The organism is Streptomyces sp. NPDC026515 (assembly GCF_055567595.1).
The window spans coordinates 62,095-80,078 of sequence record NZ_JBVHQD010000023.1; the positions used below are offsets into that span (position 1 = coordinate 62,095).

A 17,984-nucleotide genomic window follows, 5' to 3' on the forward strand; every position below is an offset into this window, starting at 1 on the left:
GGGGGCGCTGACCTGGCATCTGGGGATGTCTTGGGGGACTTCCTCAGAGATGCGTTGCCGGGACACGTACGACGGGAAGCTTTGAGCGGCCCTCCCGTGCGGTACGCGTCCCGGCAGATCGCACCGCATCACTGGAGCACGAGCACAACAGCAGTACGCAGCAGTACGGCGAGTTCTGCTCGTTGTGCTCAAAGCAGCGAATTCAGGCGCTGCCGCACCGAGCGCCCGGCCGGATCCCGTGGGGGGAATCCGCACCGGGACACGGGAAGGCGCCCTGGTCGCCGGCCCGTGGGGGGACCGGCGCTCCAGGGCGCCTTCTGCTGTGCGCGTTCTTCAGGTTCCTTCGCCGGGTTCCGTCGCCTCCGGGGCGCCGCAGCCGGTGTCCAGAACACGACCGTGCCGGACCCTCGGGCCTCCGCTCGGTCGCGCTCTCGACACCGACGCGCCCCTTCGGCTCAGTCGCCCCGGGCCCGCCTCGGTGGCCGTGACCACCCGGCGGCGTCGAAGCCGACGGCGTCCGAAGAGGTCAGCGCTCCTCGACCGGCACGAAGTCGCGCTCGACGACGCCCGTGTAGATCTGGCGGGGGCGGCCGATGCGGGAACCCGGCTCCTTGATCATTTCCTGCCACTGGGCGATCCAGCCCGGCAGCCGGCCGAGGGCGAACAGGACCGTGAACATCTCGGTCGGGAAGCCCATGGCGCGGTAGATCAGGCCGGTGTAGAAGTCGACGTTCGGGTAGAGGCTGCGCGAGACGAAGTAGTCGTCGGAGAGCGCGTGCTCCTCCAGCTTCAGGGCGATGTCCAGCAGCTCGTCGGACTTGCCGAGGGCGGAGAGGACATCGTGGGCGGCGGCCTTGATGATCTTGGCGCGCGGGTCGAAGTTCTTGTAGACCCGGTGGCCGAAGCCCATCAGACGGACGCCGTCCTCCTTGTTCTTCACCTTGCGGATGAAGGAGTCGACGTCACCGCCGGAGACCTGGATGCCCTCCAGCATCTCCAGCACGGACTGGTTGGCGCCACCGTGCAGGGGACCCCACAGGGCGGAGATGCCGGCCGAGATCGACGCGAACATGTTCGCCTGCGACGAGCCGACCAGGCGGACCGTCGACGTCGAACAGTTCTGCTCGTGGTCGGCGTGCAGGATCAGCAGCTTGTCCAGCGCCGAGACGACGACCGGGTCGAGCTCGTAGTCCTGCGCCGGCACCGAGAACGTCATGCGCAGGAAGTTCTCCACGTAGGAGAGGTCGTTGCGCGGGTAGACGAACGGGTGGCCGACCGACTTCTTGTACGCGTACGCGGCGATCGTCGGAAGCTTCGCGAGCAGCCGGATCGTGGAGAGATCGCGCTGCTTGGCGTCGAACGGGTTGTGGCTGTCTTGGTAGAACGTGGACAGCGCGGAGACCACCGAGGAGAGCATGGCCATCGGGTGGGCGTCCCGGGGGAAGCCCCGGTAGAAGTTCTTGACGTCCTCGTGCAGCAGGGTGTGCCGCGTGATCTCGTTCTTGAACGTGGTGAGCTCGTCCACCGTCGGCAGCTCACCGTTGATCAGCAGGTAGGCCACCTCCAGGAAGGTGGAGCGCTCGGCCAGCTGCTCGATGGGGTAGCCGCGGTACCGGAGGATGCCCGCCTCGCCGTCGAGGTAGGTGACGGCGGATTTGTATGCGGCGGTGTTGCCGTATCCGCTGTCCAGGGTCACCAGACCGGTCTGGGCGCGGAGCTTCCCGATGTCGAAGCCCTTGTCGCCGACGGTGCTGTCAACCACCGGGTAGGTGTACTCGCCGTCGCCGTACCGCAGTACTACAGAGTTGTCGCTCACGTCTTCCCTCACCGACGTAGTGCCTCATCTTCGAGGTGCCCTGACTGTCTCTACCATCCCCCATTTGGCTCAGGAGAGTGCACTCGGGGTCGACCATTAGGCCCATCGACGGCACTCAGTGCCGCCAACCTGCTCATCCTGCCCCCTTGACTCCCCATCTGGAAGTGGTCTGTGACCTTCACGACTCGTTTGATCGATCATTTTTCGGGATGGCCCGCGATGTGTCGCCTATGAGCCTCCGCGAGGCTCCTGCGAACCGCCGCGGAGCCGGAAGTCCAGCGCTGTACAACGCCGGCCCGCCGACACCGTGCGCACCGCCTGACCGATGGCCTTGCGTGAACCGACGAGGACGACCAGCTGCCTGGCCCGGGTGACCGCCGTGTACAGGAGGTTCCGTTGGAGCATCATCCAGGCGCCGGTGGTGACCGGGATCACCACCGCGGGATATTCACTTCCCTGTGAGCGGTGGATGGTCACCGCGTACGCGTGGGCCAGTTCGTCCAGTTCGTCGAACTCGTACGGAACCTCCTCGTCCTCGTCGGTCAGCACCGTCAGGCGCTGGTCGACCGGGTCGAGCGAGGTGACCACGCCCACGGTGCCGTTGAAGACACCGTTCTTGCCCTTCTCGTAATTGTTGCGGATCTGGGTGACCTTGTCGCCGACCCGGAAGACCCGCCCGCCGAACCGCTTCTCGGCGAGGTCGGGCCGCCCGGGCGTGACGGCCTGCTGCAACAGAGCGTTGAGCGCGCCGGCACCCGCCGGCCCCCGGTGCATGGGCGCGAGCACCTGCACGTCCCGCCGCGGATCGAGCCCGAACTTCGCCGGGATGCGGCGGGCGGCCACGTCGACGGTGAGTCTGCCCGCCTCCTCCGTCTCGTCCTCCACGAACAGGAAGAAGTCCTTCATGCCGTCGGTGACGGGTTGCTGCCCCGCGTTGATCCGGTGCGCGTTGGTCACCACCCCGGACTGCTGGGCCTGCCGGAAGACGCGGGTGAGCCGGACGGCGGGCAGCGGGCTGTCCTCGGCGAGCAGGTCCCGGAGCACCTCTCCCGCCCCGACGCTGGGCAGTTGGTCGACGTCCCCGACGAACAGCAGGTGCGCACCGGGCGGTACGGCCTTCACCAGTTTGTTGGCCAGGAGCAGATCCAACATCGACGCCTCGTCCACCACCACCAGGTCGGCGTCCAGCGGGCGGTCCCGGTCGTAGGCCGCGTCGCCGCCGGGCTTCAGCTCCAGCAGGCGGTGCACGGTCGAGGCGTCCGCGCCGGTCAGCTCGGCGAGCCGTTTGGCGGCACGGCCGGTGGGGGCGGCGAGCACCACCTTGGCCCGCCTGGCCCGCGCCAGCTCCACGATCGACCTGACGGTGAACGACTTGCCGCAGCCGGGCCCGCCGGTGAGCACCGCGACCTTCTCGGTCAGCGCCAGCCTGACGGCGGCCTCCTGCTCGGGGGCGAGGTCGACGCCGGTGCGGTCCTTCAGCCAGGCGAGCGCCTTGTCCCAGGCGACGTTCCGGAACGACGGCATCCGGTCCTCGCCGGTGCGCAGCAGCCGCAACAGCTGGGAGGCGAGGGCCACTTCGGCCCGGTGGAAGGGCACGAGATAGACGGCGGTGACGGGTTCGGCGCCGGGCCCTGGCCCGGGCAGCCTCTCCCGTACGACGCCCGGGTCCTCCCCGTCCTCGGGCGACGCGGCCAGCTCGGCGAGGCAGTCGATGACGAGCCCGGTGTCGACCTGGAGCAGCTTGACCCCGTCGGCGATCAGCCGCTCCTCGGGCAGGTAGCAATGCCCCTGGTCGGCGGACTGGGACAGGGCGTACTGCAGTCCCGCCTTCACCCGCTCCGGGCTGTCGTGGGGGATCCCGACGGACTGGGCGATCTTGTCGGCGGTCAGGAATCCGATGCCCCAGACGTCGGCGGCGAGCCGGTAGGGCTGGTTCCGCACCACGGAGATCGAGGCGTCGCCGTACTTCTTGTAGATCCGCACGGCGATGGACGTGGACACCTCGACGGTCTGCAGGAAGAGCATGACCTCCTTGATCGCCTTCTGCTCCTCCCAGGCGTCGGCGATCTTCCTGGTCCGCTTCGGCCCGAGCCCCGGCACCTCGACGAGCCGCTTCGGCTCCTCCTCGATGATCCTGAGGGTGTCCACCCCGAAGTGCTGGGTGATCCGGTCGGCGAACACCGGCCCGATCCCCTTGACCAGTCCGGACCCCAGATAGCGCCGGATGCCCTGGACGGTGGCCGGCAGCACGGTCGTGTAGTTCTCGACGGTGAACTGCTTGCCGTACTGGGGATGCGACCCCCAGCGGCCCTCCATCCGCAGCGACTCCCCCACCTGCGCGCCGAGCAGCGCGCCGACGACGGTCAGGAGATCACCGGCGCCTCTGCCGGTGTCGACACGGGCGACCGTGTACCCGTTCTCCTCGTTGGCGTAGGTGATCCGTTCGAGCACGCCTTCGACGGTGGCGAGTCGTCGTTCGCCGGTGGGGGTCCCCGTCTGCTGAGCCATGACCCGACGGTACCGGTGAGGACCGACAGCGATCACGGCCTCGTCCACGGCGCCGCCGCCGGCGGCCCCGCCGGGCCGAAAACGGGGTGCCCGCGGGCGCGGCCGTGGTTAGGGTCGCGGACATGCAGTTCCTTCAGATCTACGGCTGACGCCGACCACCTGCGCGTGCTCGCCGACGTCCACGGACGCCCGGCGGGCGCCGGTTCGGTGTGCCCTCTCATCCCCGTAGACCTGAATCGAGGAACTTCCATGCCTTCCGTGTCCCCTCGCCGTGCCCATGTCGCGATGGCCGGCATCCCCGCCGTCAGCCACGTCCTGCCGAGCCTTGAGATCATCCGCGAGCTGGTGGCCCGCGGACACCGCGTGACCTACGCCAACGACCCGGCGGTGGCCCACCTGATCGCGCCCACCGGCGCCGAACTGGTGCCCTGTGCCTCGGTGCTGCCGGTCGCCGACAACAACTGGCCGGACGACCCGATCGCCGCGATGGGCCTCTTCCTCGACGACGCCGTCCAGGCACTCCCCCGCCTGCGCGCCGTCTACGACGACGACCCGGCGGACCTGTACCTGTACGACATCGGCGCGTACGCCGCCCGCGCCCTCGCCGAATCGCAGGGCCGGCCGCTGATGCAGCTGTCGCCGACGTTCGTGGGCTGGGACGGCTACGAGCAGGACGTGGCCGCGCATCTGCGGCGGCTGCCGGGCGCCGACGCCTACCGGGCGAGGTTCGCCCGGTGGCTCGCGACGTGCGGGGCGGTCACGACCGACGTGGACGCCTTCTCCGGCCCGCCCTCCCGCGCCCTGGCCCTCATCACCCGGGCGATGCAGCCGCATGCCGACCGGGTCGACACGGACACGGTGACCTTCGTCGGCCCCTGTTTCGACGTCTCCGCGGACGCGGACGCCTGGACGCCCCCGGCCGGGGCGGAGAAGGTGCTGCTGATCTCCCTGGGCTCGGCCTACACCCGCCGGCCCGAGTTCTACCGCCAGTGCGTCGCCGCCTTCGGCGACCTGCCCGGCTGGCACGTGGTCCTCGCCGTCGGCAAGTACACCGACCCGGGTGAACTCGGCGAGATCCCCGCCAACGTCGAGGTGCACGGCTGGGTTCCGCAGCGGGCGGTCCTGGCGCGGGCCGACGCCTTCGTCACCCACGCGGGGATGGGCGGCTGCGGCGAGGGCCTGCTCGCGGGCGTCCCGATGATCGCCGTACCGCAGGCCGCGGACCAGTTCATGAACGCCGACCGGCTGGTGGAGCTGGGTGTGGCCCGCCGCATCGACACGGCGGACGCCACGGCGGAGGCGCTGCGCCCGGCGCTGACCGAGCTGACGACGGACCCGCAGGTCGCCGCCCGCTCGGCACGGTTGCGGGCGGCGGCCAGGGCGGAGGGGGGTACGCGGCGGGCCGCGGACCTCATCGAGGAGATGCTGGCCGGGAGGCCCTGAGAGCGTCGAGGAAGGTGCTGAAGGCCCCGGCCGGGAAGGTGAGGACGGCCCTGGCCGGGGCCTTTGAGTCGCGGACGGCTGTGTGGGTGGGGGTGGTGGCTATCTCGACGCAGTCGTTGCCGTCACCTTCTCCTGAGTACGACGACTTCCGCCAGATGTCCATGGGGCCTCACAGCTCCTTCGCCAGCTTGTGGATGAAGTCACGCGACCGCTCGGGCACGAGTGACACATCCTCAACCCTACGGAAGCGCGTTCGATAGACGCTGAGCTGAGCCTCGGAATCGATGAGGAGGGAGCCATGGGGTGCGTCGCGCACCACTGTGTCGAGTTTGGGCAGCGGGCCACCGACGCAGGTCATGGTGCTTGAGGCCGCGGCGAACCCATCGAGGTCGAAGGGGATGACACGCAAGGTGATGTGATCGGCCTGCGAGATCTCCACGAGCCGCGCGAGTTGGGCTCGGGAAGCAGCGCGGTCACCAACCCTCATGCGCAAGGCCGACTCGTGGATCACCAACTTGTACGGCATGGTGATCTGCTGCCGCCGCATGCGGTGGCGGACTCGCAAATCAAGTTCGTCAGGGGTGAGTTCAGGCAACCTGGCCGAGAAGACGGCCCTCGCGTAGCCCTCCGTCTGCAACAGACCCGGCACGTACAGGATGGCCACCTCATGCCGGAACGAGCAGTGGTGATCCAGTTCGGCGAGGTCCAGGAACGACGTCGGCAGCAAACCCCGGAACTCCTCCCACCAGCCGCGCGTCCGGTCGGTGGCCATGGCGACCAGGGCGTCGATGAACGGCTCGTCGGTGCAGGCGTAGTGGGACGCGAGGCGCCGCAGCCGCTCCTCACTCACGCCCGCGAGGCCGGATTCGAGATGACTCATCTGCGCGCGATTCGCACCGAGCAGCGCTGCCGCCTCGATGGCCGTGAGGCCCGCGTGTTCACGGAGCCGGCGCAGTTCGACTCCCAAACGCATCTGGCGTGCGGTTGCTTCGCGCCTCAGGGGCATCAGTTGCTCCTCGTTCGGGGGCGGATCACGCGATCGGCTTGCTTGGGTACACATGTTAGCCCTACCTTCGGTGACGCACCGCTCACGCAGCGGAAGTGCACCGCGTCGCCCTGCCATGGCGGCCGCGGCAACGCCACCGCTCGGCAAAGCCCCCCACCGCCAACGGAGTTGATGACGCATGCCCGATGCCTGGGAGTACACGCTCACCATCCCCAACGATCTCCGTGCCGTCACCGTCAGCCGGCACACACTCAGACTGATCCTCACCGCACACGGGCTGACACGGCTCCTCGACGTCGCCGAACTCCTCGCCACCGAGCTGGTCTGCAACGCCGTACGGCACACGAAGGGGCCCGCGGCCCTACGGGTGCGGTGGTCGCCTCCCGGAACACTCCGCCTCGGCGCATGGGACGCGGACCCCGAACCGCCCGAGCCGCCCGTGCCGTTGGAGGGCCTCGGGGAGGCCGAGGAGGGGCGGGGGCTGGCCCTGGTACGAGCCTGTTCGGACCTGTGGGGCTGGCAGCCGCTGTCGAGGTACGGCAACCGGGGGAAGTACGTGTGGTGCGAGCTGGCCGCCGCGTAGGCGTCAGGGCGACTCGGAGGACGAGGTCACACAGGGTCCGGGCCGGGAGCCCCGGTACGGCCGCCGCATGCGGTCGGGTGTGCCGACCGTAAAGCCCGGACCGTTCCGGTGGCGGGAACCCCCGTGGGCGGTGAAGGTGGGCGGCGGGGAAATTTTTCGCGCGCAGGGAGAACCTGAGATGCCCGAGATCACCACTCCGTACGCGACCGGCACCCCGTGCTGGGTCGATCTGATGGCGCAGGACCAGCAGGCCGCGCTGGACTTCTACCGGGACCTGTTCGGCTGGCAGGGCGAGATCGGCCCGGGCGAGTTCGGCGGGTACGCGGTCTGCACGCTGCGCGGCAAGCCGGTGGCCGGCATCGGTCCCGCCATGGCGCCCGAGGGGCAGCCGGACCCGCCGACCGTCTGGACCACCTACCTGGCCAGCACCGACGCGCAGGCCACGCAGGACGCGATCGTCTCGGCGGGCGGCACCCTGCTGGCCCCGGTGATGGACGTCGGCGGGCTCGGCCGGATGCTGATCTCCGCCGACCCGCAGGGCGCGGTGTTCGGGGTGTGGCAGCCGGGCGAGTTCCACGGCGCCGGCCTGGTCAACGAGCCGGGCGCGCTGATCTGGAACGAGCTGAACACCAGCGACGTACTCGGCGCCACAGGCTTCTACGGCGAGTCCTTCGGCATCGAGATCCAGCCGATGGAGGGCGCCGAGGGGACCTACTGGTCGCTGAATATCGGCGGCAAGGGCGTCGGCGGCGCCACCCAGCTGGGGGACGACCGGCCCGGTGTCCCGCCGCACTGGCTGACGTACTTCGCCGTGGACGACGTCGACTCGACCGTGGACGCACTGGTCAAGCGGAACGGAACGGTGCTGGCACCGCCGTTCGAGATGATGGCGGGCCGGATGTCGGTGGTCGCCGATCCGCAGGGCGCGACCTTCGCGGTCTTCAAGCCGAAGCCGATGTGACACACCGTCGGTGACGCGACGGGAACGCGCGGAATAGGCCTGCGACAGCTTCGTGTTGCGCGGTCATGACGACGAATGCGCCACGCCCCGAGGTCCTGCGGTACACCGCCTTCTCCTCCCGCCCCGAGGGGGGCAACCCCGCGGGTGTCGTGCTGGACGCCAGTGGCCTGGACGACGAGGGCATGCTGGCGATCGCCGCGGACCTCGGGTACTCGGAGTCCGCGTTCCTGACCCCGTCCGCGCGGGAACGGTCGTACGCCATCCGGTACTTCAGCCCCAAGGCCGAGGTGCCGTTCTGCGGGCACGCCACCGTGGCGAGCGCCATCGCGCTCGCCGAGCGGATCGGCCCCGGCGAGCTGGTGTTCGCAACCCCCGCCGGCACCGTGCCGGTGACGGTGACCGAGGCGGGCGGGGCACTGACGGCCACCCTCACCAGCGTCGAGCCGCACGTCGAGGAGATCGCCGGCGCCGACCTCGCCGAGGCGCTCGACGCGCTCGGCTGGCCGGTCGCCGATCTCGACCCGGCGTTCCCGCCCCGGATCGCGTTCGCCGGTGCCCGCCATCTCGTGCTCGCGGCGGCGACCCGGGCGCGCCTCGCGGATCTCGCGTACGACTTCGCGCGCCTCGAAGCCCTGATGCACCGCCTGGACCTGACCACGGTGCAGTTGGTGTGGCGGGAGTCGGCCGCCGTCTTCCACGTCCGTGACCCGTTCCCCGTCGGCGGCGTGGTCGAGGACCCGGCGACCGGTGCCGCGGCCGCCGCGTTCGGCGCCTACGCCCGTGAGCTGGGACTGGTCCCCGAGGACGGCGTCCTCACCCTGCACCAGGGGCAGGATCTGGGCCGCCCCGGCGAACTCACGGTGACGCTGTTCGCGGGCGACCCGCGCGTCCGCGTCAGCGGCACGGGGACCCGCATCGGCTGACGGGCCCCACCGGATCGCCGCGGCACCGCATCGCCGCGGCCGGCCGCGGGCCGGTGGGGGCTGGTGGGGGCTGGTCGCGCAGTCCCCCGCGCCCCTTTCGCGCGCTTCGCCGCAGCGTCCCGAAGGGGCGCCGGGAACTGCGCGAGCAGCCCCGACGCACCCGCGGCCGGCCACGCGCCAGGGTCACGATTCGGTTTCGGCCGTCCCGCACCTCTTGCCCAGCCATCGTGTAATCGATTCCAATCCTCTCTACGCAGTTGCGTGTAATCGATTCCATGAGTTCCACGAGGAGGTGGAGCGGCGATGGCGAGTATCAAGGACGTGGCCGCCGCGGCGGGCGTTTCCGTCGCCACGGTGTCCCGTGTCCTGAACGACCATCCGTCGGTCAGCGCCGACGCCCGAACCCGTGTGCTGGCCGCCGTCGAGACGCTGGGCTACCGCCCGAACGCCGTCGCCCGTTCCCTGCGCACCGACCAGACCCGCACCCTCGGCCTGGTCATCAGTGACGTACTCAACCCGTACTTCACGGAGCTGGCCCGCTCGGTCGAGGAAGAGGCCCGCGCGCACGGCTACAGCGTGATCATCGGCAACGCCGACGAGCGCCCCGAGCTGCAGGACCATCACGTACGGACGCTGCTCGACCGCCGTATCGACGGGCTGCTCGTCTCCCCCACCGACGGCGGCTCGCCGCTGATGCTGGAGGCGGCGCGCGGCGGGACGCCGATGGTGTTCGTCGACCGGTGGATCCCGGGCGTCGACGTGCCCGTGGTCCGGGCGGACGGACAGACCGCCGTACGGGACCTCGTCGCGCACCTCTACGGGCTGGGGCACCGGCGGCTCGCGATCATCTCGGGCCCCGCGGCCACCACCACCGGCAGCGAGCGGGTGCGGGCCTTCGGGGAGGCGCTCGCCGAGTACGGCGTCCCCCTCCCCGACGCCTACATAGGCCAGGGCGACTTCCAGGCCGAGAGCGGGCGGCGGGTCACCGAGGGGTTCCTCGACCTGCCCGAGCCGCCCGAGGTCGTCTTCGCCGCCGACAACCTGATGGCGCTCGGCGCGCTCGACGCCGTACGCGCGCGTGGCCTGCGGGTGCCGGACGACATCGCGCTCGCCGCGTTCGACGACATCCGGTGGTTCGTGCACACCGATCCGCCGGTCACGGCGATCGCCCAGCCGACCGGTGAGCTGGGGCGGGCCGCCGTACGCGCGCTGATCGACCGTATCGAGGGGCGGCCTCCGCAGTCCGTCACCCTCCCCGCCCGGCTCGTCGTGCGCCGCTCCTGCGGCGCGCGTCCCGGAATGAACCAGACCCCTGTGCAAAGGAGCACGTCGTGAGCAACCCGGACGAGTTGCTGCGCATCGAGGGCATACGGAAATCCTTCCCCGGCGTGGTCGCGCTCGACGGCGTCGACTTCGATCTGCGCCGGGGCGAGGTGCACGTACTCCTCGGTGAGAACGGAGCGGGAAAGAGCACCCTCATCAAGATGCTCTCCGGCGCCTACACCCCGGACGAGGGGCGGATCCTGGCCGGCGGCGAGGAGGTGCGCATCCATGGTGCGCAGGACTCCGAGCGCCTCGGGATCGCCACCATCTACCAGGAGTTCAACCTGGTACCCGATCTCACGGTCGCCGAGAACATCTTCCTGGGCCGGCAGCCGCGCCGCCTCGGGATGATCGACCGGAAGCGGATGGAGGCCGACGCCGAGGCCCTGCTCAGGCGGGTCGGCGTGAACGTCTCACCGCGTGCGCGGGTACGGGAGCTCGGTATCGCCCGCCTCCAGATGGTCGAGATCGCCAAGGCACTCAGCCTGGACGCGCGCGTGCTCATCATGGACGAGCCGACCGCCGTGCTCACCTCGGAGGAGGTGGAGAAGCTCTTCGCGATCGTGCGGCAGCTGCGCGAGGACGGGGTGGGGATCGTCTTCATCACCCACCACCTGGAGGAGATCGCCGCGGTCGGGGACCGGGTGACCGTCATCCGGGACGGCAAGAGCGTGGGCCAGGTGCCCGCCACCACCGCCGAGGACGAACTGGTCCGGCTCATGGTCGGGCGGTCCATCGAGCAGCAGTACCCGCGCGAGCGGGCCGAGACCGGTGCCGTGCTGCTGTCCGTGGACGGGCTGACCCGGGACGGCGTCTTCCACGACATCAGCTTCCAGGTGCGCGCCGGTGAGGTCGTCGGCATCGCGGGGCTGGTCGGTGCCGGCCGTACCGAGGTCGTGCGGGCCGTGTTCGGTGCCGATCCGTACGACAGGGGGGCCGTGCAGGTCTCCGGTACGGTGCTGAAGCGGCACGACGTCAACGCGGCCATGGCCGCCGGGATCGGGCTCGTCCCCGAGGACCGCAAGGGGCAGGGACTGGTCCTGGACGCCTCCGTCGAGGAGAACCTCGGGCTGGTGACCCTGCGCCGGGCGACCCGGGCCGGGATCGTCGACCTGAGGGGGCAGCATGTCGCCGCCGAGCGGATCGCCGGGCAGCTGGGCGTGCGGATGGCCGGGCTCGGCCAGCACGTGCGCACCCTCTCCGGCGGCAACCAGCAGAAGGTCGTCATCGGCAAGTGGCTGCTGGCCGACACGAAGGTGCTGATCCTCGACGAGCCGACGCGCGGTATCGACGTCGGCGCCAAGGTCGAGATCTACCAGCTGATCAACGAACTGACGGCCGCCGGGGCCGCCGTCCTGATGATCTCCAGCGATCTGCCCGAGGTCCTCGGGATGAGCGACCGGGTCCTGGTGATGGCGCAGGGCCGGATCGCGGGCGAGCTCTCCGCCGACCGGGCCACCCAGGACTCCGTGATGGCTCTCGCCGTCTCCACCCCCACCACCACAACCGACAAGGAGGCCGGACGTGGCCACTGACACCCTCAAGAGCAAGAACGCGGGCGCCGGTGGCGTCTCCGGCGTGCGCCGGCTGCTCCTCGACAACGGCGCGCTCACCGCGCTGATCGTCCTCGTCATCGCCATGTCGGCGCTGTCGGGTGACTTCCTGACCACCGACAACCTGCTGAACGTCGGCGTCCAGGCGGCCGTGGTCGCCATCCTCGCCTTCGGCTCGACCTTCGTGATCGTCGCGGCGGGCATCGACCTGTCGGTCGGTTCGGTCGCCGCCCTGTCGGCCACCGTGCTGGCGTGGAGCGCCACCTCGCACGGGGTGCCGGTGTTCCTGGCCGTGGTGCTGGCCGTCGCCACCGGCATAGCGGCCGGTCTGGTCAACGGCTTCCTCATCGCGTACGGCAAGCTGCCGCCGTTCATCGCGACGCTCGCGCTGCTCTCGGTGGGCCGCGGCCTGGCGCTGGTCATCTCCGACGGCTCCCCGATCGCCTTCCCCTCCTCGGTCTCCCACCTCGGTGACACGCTCGGCGGCTGGCTGCCGGTGCCGGTCCTGGTGATGGTCGTCATGGGGCTCATCGCCGCCTTCGTGCTCGGCCGGACCTACATCGGACGTTCGATGTACGCGATCGGCGGCAACGAGGAGGCCGCCCGGCTGTCCGGGCTGCGGGTCAACAAGCAGAAGCTCGCCATCTACGCGCTGTCCGGACTGTTCGCGGCCGTCGCCGGCATCGTGCTGGCCTCCCGGCTCTCCTCGGCGCAGCCGCAGGCCGCCAACGGCTACGAACTGGACGCCATCGCGGCGGTGGTGATCGGCGGCGCGTCGCTGGCCGGCGGTACCGGCAAGGCCTCCGGCACGCTGATCGGCGCGCTGATCCTGGCGGTGCTGCGCAACGGCCTCAACCTGCTGAACGTCTCCGCGTTCTGGCAGCAGGTCGTCATCGGTGTCGTCATCGCGCTCGCCGTGCTCCTGGACACCGTGCGCCGCAAGGCCGGCGCCACCCCGGTGGCCGCGGGTACCGGGGGCAACAAGGGCAAGCAGGCGGGGACGTACGCGCTCGCGGCCGCCGTCACCGTCGGACTCGTCGCCGCGACCTCCCTGCTGCACACCGGTTCCTCCTCCGACAACCCGAAGGTCGGCCTGTCCCTGTCCACCCTGAACAACCCGTTCTTCGTGCAGATCCGCTCCGGCGCGCAGGCCGAGGCGAAGAAACTGGGCGTGGACCTGACCGTCACGGACGCCCAGAACGACGCTTCGCAGCAGGCCAACCAGCTCCAGAACTTCACCAGTTCGGGACTGGGCGCGGTCATCGTCAACCCGGTGGACTCGGACGCGGCGAGCAACTCCGTGAAGGCCGCCAACAAGGCGGACATCCCGGTCATCGCCGTCGACCGTGGCGTCAACAACGCCAGGACCGACGCGCTGGTCGCCTCCGACAACGTCACCGGCGGTGAGCTGGCCGCCAAGACGATCGGCGACAAGCTCGGCGGCCACGGCAAGATCGTGATCCTGCAGGGCCAGGCCGGTACCTCCGCCGCCCGCGAACGCGCGCAGGGCTTCGCCAGCGGCCTGAAGGCCTTCCCCGGCATCCAGGTGGTGGCCCAGCAGCCGGCCGACTTCGACCGGACCAAGGGCCTCGACGTGATGTCGAACCTGCTCCAGGCCCACCCGGACGTCCAGGGCGTCATCGCCGCCAACGACGAGATGGCCCTCGGCGCGATCAAGGCGCTCGGTTCCAAGGCCGGCAAGTCGGTCTCGGTGGTCGGCTTCGACGGCACCCCCGACGGCCTGACCGCGGTCAAGAACGGCACGCTGTACGCGTCGGTCGCCCAGCAGCCCTCGCAGCTCGGGAAGATCGCCGTGGACAACGCGCTCAAGGCCATCCAGGACAAGAAGGTCGCCTCGACGATCAAGGTGCCGGTGAAGGTGGTCACCAAGGAGAACGTGGCCGGGTTCACGGGCTGAGGTACCAAGGAGGCGGCCGGTCGGCACCCGCCGGGCCCGGCCGCCTCAACTCGTTCTCTTAGGGAGTCACTTCATGTACGACTACGACCTCCTGGTCGTGGGATCGGCCAACGCCGACCTGGTGATCGGGGTCGAGCGGCGGCCGGCCGCCGGTGAGACCGTGCTCGGCGGCGACCTCGCCACGCACCCCGGTGGCAAGGGCGCGAACCAGGCGGTCGCGGCCGCCCGGCTCGGTGCCCGCACCGCCCTGCTGGCCCGGGTGGGCGACGACGCGCACGGCGGACTGCTGCTCGACTCGCAGCGGGCCGCCGGGGTGGACACGGCGGGCGTACTGGTGGGCGGGGCGCCCACGGGCGTCGCCCTGATCACCGTGGATCCCTCCGGAGACAACAGCATCGTGGTCTCGCCGGGCGCGAACGGCCGGCTCGTACCGGCGGACGTACGGGCCGCGGGCGGCCTCCTCCAAGCCTCCCGGGTGGTCTCCGCGCAGCTGGAGATCCCGCTGGAGACGGTGGTGGAGGTGGTACGGAACCTGGCCCCCGGCAGCCGGTTCGTGCTCAACCCGTCCCCGCCGCGTCCCCTTCCGGACGAGGTCCTGGGGGCCTGTGACCCGCTGATCGTCAACGAGCACGAGGCGAAGGCGCTCCTCGGTGCGGCCGCCGCGGGCGAGGAGCCGGCCGACTGGGCGCGGCTCCTGCTCGCCAGGGGCCCGAAGTCGGTGGTGGTGACGCTGGGCGCGGCGGGCGCGCTGGTCGCCGACGGGCACGGGAGCGAGTTGGTCCCGTCGGTGAAGGTGGACGCGGTGGACACCACGGGCGCCGGGGACGCCTTCACGGCGGCCCTCGCGGTACGGCTCGGGGCGGGTGCGTCGCTCGCCGAGGCGGCTGCGTACGCGGCCCGGGTCGGGGCGGCCGCGGTGACGAGGCGGGGCGCGCAGGACTCGTACCCGACGGCGGCGGAGGTCGAGGCGCTGTGAAGAAGACGGGGATCCTCAACCGCCACCTGTCGGGCGCGCTCGCGGAGTTGGGGCACGGGCACGGAGTGCTGGTCTGCGATGCCGGGATGCCGATCCCGCACGGGCCGCGCGTCGTGGACCTGGCCTTCCGGGCCGGGGTGCCGTCCTTCGCGGAGGTGCTGGAGGGGCTGCTGTCCGAGCTGGTCGTGGAGGGCGCCACGGCCGCGACCGAGATACGCGAGGCCAATCCGGCCGCGGCCGGGCTGCTGGACGGGCACTTTCCCGACCTGGCCCTGGTCCCGCACGAACGGCTGAAGGAGCTGTCGGGCGGCGCCCGCCTGGTGGTGCGCACCGGTGAGGCCCGGCCGTACGCGAACGTGCTGCTGCGGTGCGGGGTGTTCTTCTAGGCGTGTTACGAAGCCCGGTGTCACGGCTGGGGGAACACCAGCGGCACGCCGTAGCGCCGCTGGGCGGCGCGCAGGGCCGGGACGAGGGTGGTGCGCACCGCGCGGACCGCGTCCGCGTGTCCGGGTGCGGCCAGGAAACGGGTGCGCAGCTCGGCGCGGGCGGGCTCCCGTACCGCTTCCACCGGGCGCATGCAGGTGGCGTACGCCCGCCCCAGCGTGTTCTCCCCCGAGGCGGGTCCGTCCGGGGCGGCGGTCTGCATCCTGGCGTCGGCGAGGGCGAAGAAGGCGTTCTCGTCGCGGGCCCGGACGCCGTACCGGGCCAGGCAGTCCGGCAGCGTGCCGAGGGCGTCGAGGGTGGCCGGGTCGCGGCGCAGGGTGGTGAGCGTGCCGAACCACTGGCCCTGGACGCCGGCATAGCGCTCGCGCAGGGCCCGGGCGGCGGCCGTGCCCTCGGCGAGACAGGCGCGCACGTCGGCGGCGGATCCGGTGCGGGCCGGGGCGGGGCTCGCCGACGGGGCGGGCACGGTGGCGCTCTCGCTGGTGCCGTGCCGCGCGATGAAGTCCAGGTCGGGGAGTTCGTAGTAGCGGATGAAGGCGAGCGGGACCTGGTCGGGCAGGGTGAAGCCACGGTCACGGGCGCAGGAGGCCGCCGCGACGCGCTGCACCTGCCGTACGAACACGTCCAGCCCCTGCGTCCAGCGGGACTCGGCGCCGGTCGCGGGCAGCACCATCCGCACCGGGTCGGCCGGCAGGGTGTCGCTGAGCCGGGCCGGGGTCACGGTGGCCGCGCGGGGGCCGGCGACGGGCTGCTGAGCCGGGCCGGCCGTGCAGGCGGTGGCCGTGACGGCGGCGAGCAGGGCGAGAGCGGCGGCGGAGCGGGCCGCACGGAGCATCCGGATCATGGGGTCCTGCCTGCGGGGGTGGGAGCGGGTGCCGCGGGCCGCTCGGGCCCACGGCACCCCTGGAGCTGCGGCACCGGGTCAGTGCGTGATGCGGACGGTGTCGCCGCCGTCGTAGTAGCTCGCCACGGTGAACTTCGTGCCGCCGGACACGTCGGTGCACAGCCAGTAGGTGGAGTCGTTGACGCTGTGGCTGCCGTCGGAGGCCCAGACGTAACCCTTGTTGCAGGTCACCCAGGAGCTGCTGGAGGAGTGGTACAGACGCCCGGCGTACTCGTCGCCGTACGTGGAGGTGGAGTCGTCCGAGTAGGTCAGGTTGAGGTCGCCGCAGCTGCTGGACGACGACTTGGTCGCGGTGCCGCCGACGCCCTGGTAGGCCCCGGTCTTCAGCGTCACGGTCACACAGGCGGCCGGGGCGGCGGACGCGGCGGGCGCGAGCACCAGACAGCCTGCGGCGGAGACGAGCGCGAGCGCGCCCGCGGCGATGGCCTTCCTCATGGTTCCCCCTTGCGGTGATCGGTTGTGGCCGGATCGAGCAACCGAAACGCTCGCAGAGCACCCGCCCCGTGGACCACGCCCTTCGACGGGGCTCTAAAGTCCCGCGCCAGGCAGTGGAGTCCGCTGCTCCGGCGGTGCCTCCGTGACTCCTGTGGGCGGCGGGGCGGAAGCCGGCCTGAGCATGGCGGCGCCGAGCGGGGTGAGGGAGTGCAGCACCGTGTTGTGGTGGCGGTGGCTGAAGACCAGGCCGGCGTCGCGCAGCACGGTGGTGTGGTGGGAGGCCGTGGGCACCGACACGCCGAGCAGTCGGGCCAGTTCGGAGGTGGTCGCGCCGAACGCGAGACAGCGCAGCGCCGCCGCACGGGTCCGGCCGAGCAGCGCGGCGAGCGTGGCGTCCGGCGGGGCGTCGGGGGCGGCCGCGCGGACGCCGTGCACCGGATAGACCAGCACCGGCTGGAGGGTGTCGTCCGCCATCGAGATCGGTGACTGCCAGCAGAAGTACGAGGGGATCAGGTGCAGTCCGCGGCCGGCCAGGTACAGGTCCCGGTCCTCGACGTAGTCGACGTGCAGGACCGGCGGCCGCCAGCGGACGGCCGGTGACAGGCCGCGGAGCAGTCCGTCGAGGCCGGTGTCGAGGGTCTGGCGCGCGAGCAGGGCGCGCTCGCCGGCGACGGCGGCGCCGACCCGGCTCTCGTGGGGCGCGATCACCGCTTCGTGATAGGTGCGCAGGAGCTTGGCGAGCTCCTCCCGGGTCTCGCGTTCCAGCAGCCGGGGCGCCCAGTCGGGGGCGCCGGTGATCCGGTCCAGGGTCCGTATCTCGCGCACGACCCGGTCGGGCGGGGTGTCGACGATCGCCGCGAGGCCGCGGTCCAGGCCGTCGGCGGACTCGCGCGGGGTGAGGAAGTCGGGCAGGTAGCGGGCCCTGGGCAGCACCGGGACCAGGAGCCGTCGTACGGCAGCGCCGAGGTGGGTGCCGGCCAGGGTGGCGCGGGTCTCGCGGTACCAGTCGGCGTACGCCCAGCGGCCCCGCGAGGTCTGTAACCGGTGCAGGCTGCAGGTGATCTCCCAGAGCGGGTCGGGGGCGCTCGCCACCCGGACGCGAGCCAGGTCCTGAGGCGTGAAGTGAATCCGCAGCACGAGAACCGCCCCCCGAGTCGAACATTCGTCTCGTCCAGGCAGCAGCCTGGGGCA

Annotated in this window: 16 protein-coding genes; 9 read left to right on the forward strand and 7 right to left on the reverse strand. The window is 71.3% G+C overall.

The genetic code is table 11. The features are described 5' to 3' along the window. Positions 1–526: 526 nt before the first annotated feature. Positions 527–1,816, reverse strand: coding sequence for a citrate synthase (locus ACZ4O3_RS36260; RefSeq protein ID WP_362715642.1), 1,290 nt, complete (start codon positions 1,814–1,816; stop codon positions 527–529). Positions 1,817–2,044: 228 nt separating this feature from the next. Further along, the gene (recD2, locus tag ACZ4O3_RS36265) at positions 2,045–4,324 is read right to left on the reverse strand and encodes an SF1B family DNA helicase RecD2 (protein ID WP_362715639.1); all 2,280 of its coding nucleotides are present in this window, start codon (positions 4,322–4,324) and stop codon (positions 2,045–2,047) included. Between the two features lie 249 nt (positions 4,325–4,573). Between recD2 and ACZ4O3_RS36270 the strand changes: the two genes are divergently transcribed. Further along, the gene (locus ACZ4O3_RS36270; RefSeq protein ID WP_467726425.1) at positions 4,574–5,767 is read left to right on the forward strand and encodes a macrolide family glycosyltransferase; all 1,194 of its coding nucleotides are present in this window, start codon (positions 4,574–4,576) and stop codon (positions 5,765–5,767) included. Here ACZ4O3_RS36270 and ACZ4O3_RS36275 read toward each other — a convergent pair. Next, on the reverse strand, positions 5,736–5,930 hold the full coding sequence (locus ACZ4O3_RS36275; RefSeq protein WP_467726427.1) for a DUF397 domain-containing protein: 195 nt from the start codon (positions 5,928–5,930) through the stop codon (positions 5,736–5,738). The genes ACZ4O3_RS36270 and ACZ4O3_RS36275 overlap by 32 nt on opposite strands. A 6-nt stretch (positions 5,931–5,936) precedes the next feature. Continuing rightward, positions 5,937–6,773: a helix-turn-helix domain-containing protein gene (locus ACZ4O3_RS36280; protein WP_467726429.1), complete on the reverse strand. Its 837-nt coding sequence runs from the start codon at positions 6,771–6,773 to the stop codon at positions 5,937–5,939. A gap of 178 nt (positions 6,774–6,951) precedes the next feature. Between ACZ4O3_RS36280 and ACZ4O3_RS36285 the strand changes: the two genes are divergently transcribed. The 8 genes from ACZ4O3_RS36285 to rbsD all read left to right on the forward strand — a co-directional run bounded on the left by ACZ4O3_RS36285 (position 6,952) and on the right by rbsD (position 15,396). Beyond that, positions 6,952–7,356, forward strand: coding sequence for an ATP-binding protein (locus tag ACZ4O3_RS36285; protein ID WP_362715630.1), 405 nt, complete (start codon positions 6,952–6,954; stop codon positions 7,354–7,356). Between the two features lie 178 nt (positions 7,357–7,534). Then, positions 7,535–8,317 (forward strand): VOC family protein, encoded by a 783-nt coding sequence (locus tag ACZ4O3_RS36290; RefSeq protein ID WP_467726431.1) that lies wholly within the window; start codon positions 7,535–7,537, stop codon positions 8,315–8,317. Between the two features lie 65 nt (positions 8,318–8,382). Beyond that, positions 8,383–9,240, forward strand: a complete 858-nt coding sequence (locus ACZ4O3_RS36295) for a PhzF family phenazine biosynthesis protein (protein ID WP_362715624.1) — start codon at positions 8,383–8,385, stop codon at positions 9,238–9,240. A gap of 303 nt (positions 9,241–9,543) precedes the next feature. Beyond that, a complete protein-coding gene (locus ACZ4O3_RS36300) occupies positions 9,544–10,575 on the forward strand; it encodes a LacI family DNA-binding transcriptional regulator (protein ID WP_362715622.1) in 1,032 nt (343 codons plus the stop codon). After that, on the forward strand, positions 10,572–12,098 hold the full coding sequence (locus ACZ4O3_RS36305) for a sugar ABC transporter ATP-binding protein (RefSeq protein WP_467726433.1): 1,527 nt from the start codon (positions 10,572–10,574) through the stop codon (positions 12,096–12,098). The genes ACZ4O3_RS36300 and ACZ4O3_RS36305 overlap by 4 nt, the downstream gene beginning before the upstream one ends. Next, positions 12,088–14,034 carry an ABC transporter permease/substrate-binding protein gene (locus ACZ4O3_RS36310; protein ID WP_467726435.1) on the forward strand — a complete coding sequence of 649 codons (1,947 nt, stop codon included), beginning with the start codon at positions 12,088–12,090 and terminating at the stop codon, positions 14,032–14,034. Before ACZ4O3_RS36305 ends, ACZ4O3_RS36310 begins: the two co-directional genes overlap by 11 nt. Before the next feature lie 73 nt (positions 14,035–14,107). Then, positions 14,108–15,010: a ribokinase gene (locus ACZ4O3_RS36315; RefSeq protein ID WP_467726436.1), complete on the forward strand. Its 903-nt coding sequence runs from the start codon at positions 14,108–14,110 to the stop codon at positions 15,008–15,010. Beyond that, a complete protein-coding gene (rbsD, locus tag ACZ4O3_RS36320; RefSeq protein ID WP_384998751.1) occupies positions 15,007–15,396 on the forward strand; it encodes a D-ribose pyranase in 390 nt (129 codons plus the stop codon). Before ACZ4O3_RS36315 ends, rbsD begins: the two co-directional genes overlap by 4 nt. Before the next feature lie 20 nt (positions 15,397–15,416). Here the strand turns inward: rbsD and ACZ4O3_RS36325 are convergent, their stop codons facing one another. From ACZ4O3_RS36325 to ACZ4O3_RS36335, 3 genes are all read right to left on the reverse strand, one after another. After that, positions 15,417–16,298, reverse strand: coding sequence for a hypothetical protein (locus tag ACZ4O3_RS36325; RefSeq protein WP_467726437.1), 882 nt, complete (start codon positions 16,296–16,298; stop codon positions 15,417–15,419). A 78-nt stretch (positions 16,299–16,376) separates the two neighbouring features. After that, positions 16,377–16,793: a hypothetical protein gene (locus ACZ4O3_RS36330; RefSeq protein ID WP_467726438.1), complete on the reverse strand. Its 417-nt coding sequence runs from the start codon at positions 16,791–16,793 to the stop codon at positions 16,377–16,379. 93 nt (positions 16,794–16,886) lie between these two features. Then, positions 16,887–17,930 carry an ArsR/SmtB family transcription factor gene (locus tag ACZ4O3_RS36335; RefSeq protein WP_362725829.1) on the reverse strand — a complete coding sequence of 348 codons (1,044 nt, stop codon included), beginning with the start codon at positions 17,928–17,930 and terminating at the stop codon, positions 16,887–16,889. Between the last annotated feature and the right edge of the window lie 54 nt (positions 17,931–17,984).